The organism is Microbacterium sp., assembly GCF_052102115.1.
Taxonomy (GTDB): domain Bacteria; phylum Actinomycetota; class Actinomycetes; order Actinomycetales; family Microbacteriaceae; genus Microbacterium.
This window is the reverse complement of the sequence record NZ_JBQDVP010000096.1, coordinates 1-4,894: the sequence shown is the minus strand read 5'-3', so window position 1 is coordinate 4,894 and position 4,894 is coordinate 1. Positions and strand designations below refer to the sequence as shown.

Below are 4,894 nucleotides of genomic sequence, written 5' to 3'. Positions count from 1 at the left end.
CTTCCACCGTCGTCCCCGATCCAGCGAATGGCTCCAGCACCACTCCGTGCGGCGGTGTCACCAGCGTGACGAGCCAGCGCATCAACGCCAGCGGTTTCACGGTTGTGTGCGATACCCCGAACGCGCGGGGTCGTTCCAGTGTGGGGGGTTTGTGGTCGAAGCGGAAGATCGGGAACTTCCGCGACAGTGACCCGCCCTGCCACGTCCCCGTCAACACATCCAGCGCATCCGCCTGACCAGCGTCGAAGGCGACGTTCATCGGCCACCGGTCATCAGCGAACCTCGCCCCGTCAATGTTGATCCCACCAACACCATGCTCTAGAACGTTGCGGACGACGTTTCCTTCAGGTGGTTTGCGGGCGATGATGATCGGCTCGAACGCTGGCCGCAGCGCTGTGCCCCACCCCTCCCACCGCGCCGCGTCCTCGGTCACCGGAGTGCCCTTCGACAGAACAGTCCGGGTCGCGCCGAGCACCCCATCACGATCGGCGGTCTGCACGATCCGATCGGTGCGTTGCACGCCGTGGTGCTTGTCGATCGCGTGCGAGAGGTCCATCGACTTGGGCATCCCGGTGGTGTGCAGCCATGCAATCTGGTCCCGGATCTCGAACCCTGCATTCTCGATCCCACGCACCATCCGGTGCCAGGTGCGTGCACCACCGAACGCTGCAACATACGCCCCTGGCTTCAACGCGCGCAATGCTCCCGCAGCCCACGCCGTGCACCAGGTTTCGAACACCTCCGGCGCACTCATCCCGCTCGTGTCGATGTGGATCAGCGACTCGCGAAACCCGGAAGCGTCATCCCAGGCCTGGCCGTTGAAGCTCAACCCGTACGGCGGATCGGTGACCAGGGCGTCGATGCTTGCTGCGGGCAGGAGCGGGAGGAGCTCGACCGCGTCCCCGAGGTAGAGCATCGCCCGGTCATCGACGAACACCGGTTCCGGAAGTTCGGTCAGGCGCGCGGCGGGCGGCGGGGTGGGGTCGGGCATGGCGGTGGCTCCCTGCTGTTCGGGCCTGTCCGCGCTCGTGTGCGACGAACAGGACTACCCAGCAGGTATGGGCCACACCGACAGGCCCGAGCCGACACAGCCCCAGCGTCGACGCCACGTCAGAGTCAGGCCCGGCGGGCCAAATCTGAGCTCCACGAGGGGCCCGCGACTCGCCGATTCCCCGTGCCAGATTTCTCCCACACACGATCGGCAATCAACGAAGAACCATCCCTCAGGGCTGGGAGGCTGGGTTAGCCTCGCCAGACATTCGCGGTCACGGTATCGTAAAAGCGGATCCTAAGATTCGAACCACCGTTTTCCTTTCGGCGCTCCTTCATCTGCTCCGAGCGGTGCATAATCGCCCGCACATGTCGTTCCCTCTTAGTGCCATAGATGCCGATGTAGAGCGCATTTATCTTGCTCTCCGCAGCCTCGACCTTTTCGAAGACATGGTCGTCGTTCTCCGACATCGACACCCCGTGAATGAACAGCGCCCCCTGTGTCTCTCCGAACCGCTGGAGAGTTGTCCGTAGATAACTGCTCCGCCTGATCCGCTTCACCTTTTCGGGGTGTGAGCCTTCGGCCACTATGAGTGGGTACTCATTCCGGCGCAGTCTCGATTTGATTTCTTGCACGATCGGACCGTGCTGCGCGTATCGCAGTTTCCGCAGGCGCCTGTCCTCCACAAAATAGTGCAGTGCACCGTGCAAATAGTGCACCCGCTGCATATTTTTCGAGTTCCATTCCAACCCATCCTCTGCAGGCCAGAACCCGTCCCTGCAAGCAATACTCGGCCGTGCTGAAGGTCTGTTGATCACCCAGTAGAGCAGCATGTCATAGTTAAGCGTGTAGATATCGCGGAAGCCATGGAGGAACACGCGCGCGTGCTGCACCTCCTCTTCGGTGAGCGAGAGTGAGTCCCGCGGGTGCCGGTGCGCGAGCACATCAGCGAGCCCGTTTCGCACGATGAGAGCATCCTTCCGCAATCGGCGCGCCTCCTCAAGCGCTCCACCATAGGTTCGAGCGAGTTTGGCCGCGACCCGGAGTCGGTCGACGACGACTTCGAAATCCTGTGTCCCTACTGCTTTGAACAGTTGTTCCTTTGTCACGGAGAGATTCCTCAACTCGGCATCCGCTGCCAGCGATTGATAGCTGAACGTCTCGGGATCGTAGTCGATACTGAACCCGTTGCCGAGCAGAATCGATCGGCGCGTGCTCTTACTCTCGGCATCGCGGACGGCCTTCTCAAACGACCAGACATCGAGCTTCGACATGCTGTGATGCTACCGAGGACCTCCCTACATCAGCATCGCTCCGCTTTTGCAGCCTTCCTTGTTGCAACGTTGGTGATGATGCGGGCCGCTGCGCCAGGGTTGACACTTTCCAGCGCTTGCTCTCGACCTGATCCTCCATGCAGGCATCATCCTCTGTATGATGTGTTGTGATACAGATGAGACAGGAGGGGTTTCGTGATCGAGGTTGATCCGCGCTCGGAGGTTCCGATCTATCAGCAAATTCGGGATCGGATCGTAGAGGCGATCGCGCGTGGCGAGCTGAGGCCGGAGGACAGCCTTGCGTCCGTGCGGCAACTCGCGGGGATGTTCGGGATCAATAGCGCGACGGTGGCGAAGGCGTATGACGCTCTTCGGCAGGACGGACTTATTCGCACGAACCATAAGTCCGGTTCCGTGATCGCTCGCGGCCCTGGGCAAGACGCTTCCCAGAGTTTCGTAGATGACTGGCAGGACCGGGCGCGTACCCTGCTCTCGGAGGCCATAGCGCAGGGCCTTTCCGACGCCGAAGTAATGGATCATATCGCGGGCATCGTGGCCAAAATTCTCCAAGCGCAGTACGCGAATGCGCGGGCGAACGTGGAAGGTGCGCCGTGAACTTCGCAGCCGGGGCCTTCCATTCTGTGCTGGCAGAGCTGTTCCTGCTGATCGCAGTGTTCCTCGCGATGCCCTCATTGTCGCGGCCAACAATGCCGATGGGCGTGAGTGTTCCCGGTGATTACGTCGATGAGCCCGTCATACATTCGGCGGCGAAACGCTTTCGTATTGCTGTGGGTGGCATCGGCGCAGCAAGTATCGGACTTGCCGCTCTTCTCGCTGTGGTCGCGGAGGACGCGACACGGATTGCCCCGCCGATCGTCTTCGTCGCCTCTACCGTGGCCGCGTTCATTGTTTTCCGCAGGCAGATCGTGCAGGCGAAGCATGAGGGCGACTGGTTCAAGGATGCGAAGGTACGACTGGTCGCCTCCGCAGCCACACGGGATATCGCCCGGCCGCCGATGCACTTGTGGCCGTACCTGGTCAGCTATACCGTCATCGCTGCGACGGGGCTGGTCGGCTGGTTATCCTACGGCTCATTTCCCGGCGAGATACCCGTGTCATGGAACGACGCTGGGATACCTACTGACTACGCACCGAAGACTCTCGGCCTCGCGTTCTCCGGCGTCTGGGGTAGCGCCATCGCAACGACCGGGATACTTGGGCTCGCGTATGTGGTGAGATTCGTTCCACGGCGACTCCACCCCAACGATACGAAAAGTCAGGCGCGGTTCCGCGCGGACCAGCAGCATCAGATCGGACAAAGTCTGCTCGGAACGGTCGCACTCTTGACCACCATCCTCGCCTCCGCGTTGTCTCTCTCACGCTGGGCGAATCCTGATCAGCCACTGCCATTAGTGTCCGCGACGGCCGCATTCTTCATCTGCTTCGGGCTGGTGCTCGCCTATCAGCTCGTGACCTACCTGGTTCAGATGCGCACCCTCCGCCGCGAGTACCTGGACGGCAAAGCGTTCGCCGACGAACCCGACAACGATCGGTACTGGCATGGCGGCCTGCTCTACCTGAACCCGAATGACCCCGCATGGTTCGTCTCGAGACGAGTGGGCATTGGATGGGCGATTAACTTCGGAAACCCCGCAATGGTGATCACCCTCGGCATTGCGATTCTCGCGATCGTCGCGATCAACACCTTGCCTTCAATCATCCGCTAGTACCACCAACCATCCAAAGAAGGGCGACGTCATGACCGACACGCAAACCATCCACACCAACGAAGTGCCTCTCCGGGAGGACAAAGCCCGCAGCTTCTTGACCACCTGGGCGCTGGGCCAGTTCCTCGGCGCATTTGGCGCTGACCGCTTCTACTTGGGGAAGGTTGGCACCGCCATCATCAAGCTGTTGACCCTCGGCGGCTTCGGGATCTGGACCCTCATTGACGTGATCCTCACACTCACCGGACGCACGCATGACGCACAAGGTCGCCCGCTCACTAACCGTGACCGCCATTGGAAGATCGCGGCAGCGATCAGCATTCTGCTGATCGTGGTCAACATCACCGCGTCCGCGATCATCCTCCCCGGCTACATAAGCCAGTTCACCTTGAACGGCGACCCCTACTCAGGTACGCCGATTCCCTGATAGATATCGTGTGATCGGAAATGCAAGAGGGAGAGCCACTCAGGGTACTTCGAGCGTTGCACCATGCGCCAGTAAAGCCCGTGGCATTCCCGCAGACCAAGATCGTTCTTGTCACCTCTGGTTGGACGCACCTCACCCACCGGGACTATGTTGTACCTCTCGCAGAAGGAGACCTCGCGATCCTGCCGTCGGGCGCGCATGTCGGGGGCGAGCCGCTACCGAAGACCGAGACCGTGACACTCTACTTCGACCCCAGCTATCTACGTCAACAGCTGACCTGGACTCGCCGACAGGGGCCGCTTGCCGCGCTCCTCAACTCGGCCGCTGACGGTGCAGGCGATATCGTTCCGATCAGACCGCCTGCTAAGTGCCGCCGCGCCCTCATCGATCAAGCTCACACGCTGGCACACACTGACAGCGCGTGGTCGGCTCCCAGCCTGAGACTGCTCGGCGGAGCATTGTCACTCATCGCGAC

General features: G+C 61.3%; 6 protein-coding genes. 4 read left to right on the top strand and 2 right to left on the bottom strand.

What is annotated here, in order from left to right; translation table 11 throughout:
* Both ACTICP_RS15765 and ACTICP_RS15760 read right to left on the bottom strand, forming a co-directional pair.
* A partial coding sequence (locus tag ACTICP_RS15765; protein ID WP_441893978.1) for a DNA-methyltransferase occupies positions 1–991 on the bottom strand: 991 nt, incomplete at its 3' end.
* A gap of 251 nt (positions 992–1,242) precedes the next feature.
* Positions 1,243–2,265 (bottom strand): DUF4917 family protein, encoded by a 1,023-nt coding sequence (locus tag ACTICP_RS15760; RefSeq protein WP_441893976.1) that lies wholly within the window; start codon positions 2,263–2,265, stop codon positions 1,243–1,245.
* Positions 2,266–2,460: 195 nt separating this feature from the next.
* Here ACTICP_RS15760 and ACTICP_RS15755 point away from each other — a divergent pair, with 195 nt between their 5' ends.
* The 4 genes from ACTICP_RS15755 to ACTICP_RS15740 form a co-directional block, all read left to right on the top strand.
* Positions 2,461–2,880 (top strand): GntR family transcriptional regulator, encoded by a 420-nt coding sequence (locus ACTICP_RS15755; RefSeq protein WP_441893974.1) that lies wholly within the window; start codon positions 2,461–2,463, stop codon positions 2,878–2,880.
* Complete coding sequence (locus ACTICP_RS15750) at positions 2,877–3,992, top strand: DUF5808 domain-containing protein (RefSeq protein ID WP_441893972.1); 1,116 nt, start codon at positions 2,877–2,879, stop codon at positions 3,990–3,992. Before ACTICP_RS15755 ends, ACTICP_RS15750 begins: the two co-directional genes overlap by 4 nt.
* Before the next feature lie 31 nt (positions 3,993–4,023).
* Positions 4,024–4,419 (top strand): TM2 domain-containing protein, encoded by a 396-nt coding sequence (locus tag ACTICP_RS15745; protein WP_441893970.1) that lies wholly within the window; start codon positions 4,024–4,026, stop codon positions 4,417–4,419.
* 80 nt (positions 4,420–4,499) lie between these two features.
* The coding region (locus ACTICP_RS15740) for a hypothetical protein (protein WP_441893968.1) at positions 4,500–4,894 on the top strand (395 nt) is incomplete at its 3' end.

Coding starts and splice junctions, on each gene's coding strand:
- ACTICP_RS15760 (WP_441893976.1), bottom strand. CDS start 2,265: ATGTCGAAGCTCGATGTCTGGTCGTTTGAGAAGGCCGTCCGCGATGCC.
- ACTICP_RS15745 (WP_441893970.1), top strand. CDS start 4,024: ATGACCGACACGCAAACCATCCACACCAACGAAGTGCCTCTCCGGGAG.